4 protein-coding genes are annotated in these 4662 nt (G+C 47.6%); 1 reads left to right on the top strand and 3 read right to left on the bottom strand.

Features of this window, described 5'->3' with window-relative positions:
- Nucleotides 1–136 precede the first annotated feature (136 nt).
- From hemY to hemE, 3 genes are read right to left on the bottom strand one after another with little or no spacing between them, the layout of a single operon-like run.
- Entirely contained in the window at nt 137–1576 is a 1440-nt protein-coding gene (gene hemY, locus AC5V8P_RS23550; RefSeq protein ID WP_064796164.1) for a protoporphyrinogen oxidase, read from the bottom strand.
- A 7-nt stretch (nt 1577–1583) separates the two neighbouring features.
- Nucleotides 1584–2525 (bottom strand): ferrochelatase, encoded by a 942-nt coding sequence (hemH, locus tag AC5V8P_RS23545; RefSeq protein WP_064796165.1) that lies wholly within the window; start codon nt 2523–2525, stop codon nt 1584–1586.
- Nucleotides 2526–2556: 31 nt separating this feature from the next.
- Nucleotides 2557–3603, bottom strand: coding sequence for a uroporphyrinogen decarboxylase (gene hemE / locus AC5V8P_RS23540; protein WP_064796166.1), 1047 nt, complete (start codon nt 3601–3603; stop codon nt 2557–2559).
- A 232-nt stretch (nt 3604–3835) separates the two neighbouring features.
- Between hemE and AC5V8P_RS23535 the strand changes: the two genes are divergently transcribed.
- A partial coding sequence (locus tag AC5V8P_RS23535) for an MFS transporter (RefSeq protein WP_495473920.1) occupies nt 3836–4662 on the top strand: 827 nt, incomplete at its 3' end.

Here is a 4662-nt window from a genome sequence, read left to right as displayed (position 1 = left end):
TCCTTCTATGCTTTTCCATATGCATGCATTCCTTATTAGCTGGCGAATTTCACACCTTCTCCATTATATATCAGATTTCAATATAAATAGAACCCCTCGCCTGAATCGCGAAGGGTTCATCACTTAAGATTTACACCTATACCTTGACGGCTTCCTGCTGTGCCACTTGAACAGCATTGGAGGCCCATTCCTTGGCCTGACGAATGCAGTCCGGCAAACCGATCGCATCATAGCCAGCGCCTAAAACGTACACCCCTGGCATCGCACTGCGTAGCTCTTCCCGCAGATCAGCTATAGCCTGTGGGTGCCCCACTGGATATTGCGGCATGGAGTTACGAAGACGGGTAATCTCCGTGAACAGCGGAGTTGCTGTAACTCCCATCATCTCTTTCAAATCCTTACGTACCACCGCAATCAGCTCATTATCCGGTAATTCTACTGTTTCCTCAGCTCCTGCACGCCCTACATAACAACGCAACAGTACCTTATCGTCCGGGCTGGTATGTAGCCACTTGGCGGACGTCCACGTACATGCGGTCACGCTGCGACCTTCCTTGCGAGGAACCAGAAAACCGGAGCCATCAAAAACGTTCTCAATATCTGTTTTATCAAAGGCCATGACTACGTTCGCTACGGATACATATTTTACAGCTTCCAGTGCAGCCACATTTACATGCTCTTGCAATAGCGGGGCAGCAGCGAAGTTAGGGGTCGTTATAAAAATATCGTCCGCCTCCAGCGTCTCCCCGTTGTCCAACATCACACGATAGGGACTTTCTTCACGTCCCGCCGTCTTTGTGAATTGTGTAACAGCAATTCCGGTGCGTAAATCACAGTCATACAAGTCATTCAACAATGCATGCACCAAACTTTGCAAGCCTTGACGGAAAGTCAAAAAGGCGCTTTTCTTCGTACCTGTATGCGTTTCAGTTGGCTTCCGCCCTGTCCTCATCCCGTGAATGAGGCTTCCGTATTGCTGCTCCACCTCAGCAAACTGTGGAAAAGTAGCCTGCAAACTTAGTGTCTTCATGTTGGCAGCATAGATTCCCGCCAGCAGTGGCTCAGTTACATTTTCCAGCACTTCTTTGCCCAGTCGGCGTTCAATAAAATCACCCAGCGCCTCATCTCCAGGTTCACGTCGAGGCGGAATGACAAAATCCATCATAGCCCGCATTTTTCCACCTAAAGAAATCAAACCACTACGTAAAAATGGTTTCAGCTCTGTTGGAATGCCCAGCACCAGCCCAGGAGGCATCGGATGAAGCTGACCTTCATGCAAAATATATGTCTTTTTAGCCTCAGGGTTTGTGCTTACCAGTTCATGATCCAGCTCCAGCTCTTTGGCCAGGTCAATCATGGCCGTTTTACGGGCCAGAAAAGAATCTGGCCCCTTTTCAATGACAAAGCCATCTTTGTGCAATGTTTCAATTTTGCCGCCCAGTACAGGGGCTTTCTCCACCAGCGTAATTCGAGGTGTATAGCCGGCTTCTTTATACATTTTCCGTGCATAAAAAGCAGTGCTAAGCCCGGTCAGGCCTCCGCCTACAATTGCAATATTTCGTACCTTTTGCTCCATTATGTCCTCATCCCTTTTTCAATTGGTCTATGATGACATCACTAAGCGTCTCCATATAAAGTGGGTCACTGTTAAGTGAATCAATACGCTGAAAACGCATATCCAATTCGTTCGCCAAAGCCTGTGCTTCAATATCCAGATCGTATAACACCTCTAAGTGATCAGAAACAAAGCCGACTGGCGCAGCCAGCACATACTCCACTTGCTCTTCCTTAAGACTATGCATGGTATCCAAAATATCTGGTCCCAGCCATGGCTCTGCTGTGCGACCGGCACTTTGCCACGTAAACTGCCAGTTGGTAATTCCCGCCTTATCGGCAACAGCCTGCGAAGTAGCCATTAATTGCTCCACATAAGGATCGCCCATAGCCAAAATCCGCTCAGGCAAGCTGTGCGCGCTGAACAGAACACGAACCTCGTCCCGCTTGGCTCCAGCTTCTTCGAAAAGCGCCAGTTTTGCGTTTACACGCTCAGTCAGCGTCTTGATCAGCTTTGGATGGAGATGGTAGCTCTCCACAAATGATATCGCCAGACCCAATTCATGTGCCTTAGCCTGCGCACGCTTGATATAAGTACCTACACTCATAACGGAATAATGCGGAGCCAGCACAACACCCACTGCCGTACGAATGCCGTCTTGTACCATTGCTGCGACACCGTCCTCAATAAACGGCTTGGCGTGTTTGAGCCCCTGATAACAGACAAGTTCTATGTCCGGGTTGCGATTTTCCCGATTCAAGGTTTCCTGCAGGTTGTGAACCTGTCGATCTGTATTTTGACGCAATGGAAACACGCCGCCCACAATGGCTTCGTAGCGATCCTTTAGTTCCTTTAACTGCTCCGGTGAGGGAGCATGACCACGGCGAATATGTGTATAATACGCTTCAACCTGATCCAGACTCTCCGGCGTCCCGTAGGACATGACCAGTACACCCACTTTGGTTTTCATTAGCAGATCCCTCTTATCTTTTCTAGTTGTATTAATTTTTTGACAAAACAGAACGAGAATACTCGTGTACATAATGGGTAAGCTCTCTTAGCTTATCTAGCGAGGCTTCCGGAAATAAACCGTGACCGAGATTAAAAATGTAGCCAGGCTCCAGAATGCCTTCATCTACGATCGTTTTTGCATACTGCTTGATCACATCCATCGGGGCAGTAAGCACATACGGGTCCAGGTTCCCCTGCACACCAAAACGGTTCCCCAAGCGACGACGGCCTTCAGGTATACTTACCCGCCAGTCCAGTCCGATCACATCGGCTTTTACCCCGCTCAAATGCGGAAGCAATTCACCGGAGCTTACGCCCGGAAAATAAATTTTAGGCACATTCAGATCAGATAACTCATGGAAAATACGCACAATAGTCGGCAATACAAAAGTTTGAAAATCATAAGGCGAAAGTGCGCCTACCCAGCTATCAAACAATTGAAAAGCTTTGCCACCGTTAGCGATATGGGACCGCACATATGTAATAACCATATCTCTTAGCTTCCCCATCAGACGATGCCACAGTTCAGGCTCTCCATACATCATCGCTTTGGTACGAATATATCCCTTGGAGGGTCTTCCTTCTATTAAATAGCTGGCAATAGTAAAAGGCGCTCCAGCAAATGTGATCAATGGCACGTTCAGCTCACGGTCTAAAATACGGATCGTTTCCAAAATATGACCCAAATCACGTTCCACATCAATCGGACGCAAGTTGTCTACGTCTGCCGCTGAACGGATCGGATTATCAATAACCGGGCCAATATTTTTGACAATATCAAAATCAACCCCTAACGAGGCTACCGGATTCATAATATCGGAATATAAAATTGCAGCGTCCACTCCCAGCTTGCGCACGGGCATCAACGTCACTTCTGCGGCCAACTCGGGCTGACGACATATTTCAAGCAGCGTGTATTTTTCTTTAATTTTGCGATACTCAGGGTCATACCTTCCGGCCTGCCGCATGTACCATACGGGAATATGATCCACAGCCTGCTTGCGGCAAGCGCGGATAAAAGTATCATTGTAGGTCATGACTTCAGCCTCCAGTTCGAATCATAAATACTATATTTTAATTATGCCCTTTTTCAAGAGTCGTAACAACCGCCGCTCTCAAACAAACCATGACAAACCCATGACATTTGGATAAAGTTTCGATGAAGTGTGCTATACTAGAGAAATGGCTTTTTTAAAGCTCCGGGAAAGTTATACATTAATAAGTACCTTTACAACAGGATGAGAATGGCAGAAAGGAAGTGAAAGCACATTGAAAACGTGGGAGACGTGGAAAATCAATCTCATTGTGCTTTGGTTTGGTCAGTTTCTGGTCAATGCGGGTATTACAATGATTACTCCGTTCCTTGCTCTGTATCTGGCTCAGGACCTCCATGTGAAGGGCGAGCACGATATAGGTCTGTGGGCAGGAGTTATTTTTGCTGCTAACTTTTTGACCTCGTTTATATTCCAGCCATTATGGGGCAAGCTGGCCGACCGATATGGACGCAAAGTCATGCTGCTTCGCTCAGGCTTCGGCATGGCTCTGGTCGTCGGGTGTATGGGTTTGGTCACCCATCCATGGCAATTACTGGCGCTTCGCCTGCTAAACGGTACAATATCGGGTTTCAATCCGGCATCTATTTCCCTAGTTTCGGGCACCACTCCTAAAGAGCGAACCGGATTTGCTATGGGAATTATGCAATCCGGTCAAATGGCTGGCACAATTCTCGGCCCACTGCTAGGCGGATTTTTGGCTGACTGGGTCGGATTCAGACCGATCTTTTACATTACAGGATCTCTTATTTTTCTAGCCTCTCTCATGGCAATGTTTTTGGTTAAGGAGAATTTCAGCAAAGCCGAAGCCGCACGGACTCCACAAATTTCGGTTCTTGCCGGATTAAAGGAGCTAAGCCATACGCCTCAGCTTCCGGCTTTGTTCACCGTGACGTTCTTACTTCAGTTTGCCATGATCAGTACAGTTTCTTTGCTACCTTTGTACGTGCAGAAGCTGTACGGCTCCGCAGAAGGAATCGCACTGGTTGCAGGGTTTGTTACCGCTATTACAGGCGTATCCAATATGGTAGCCGCACCACTTCT

Source organism: Paenibacillus sp. N119s (assembly GCF_059447605.1).
This window is presented reverse-complemented; position numbering and strand designations above follow the sequence as displayed.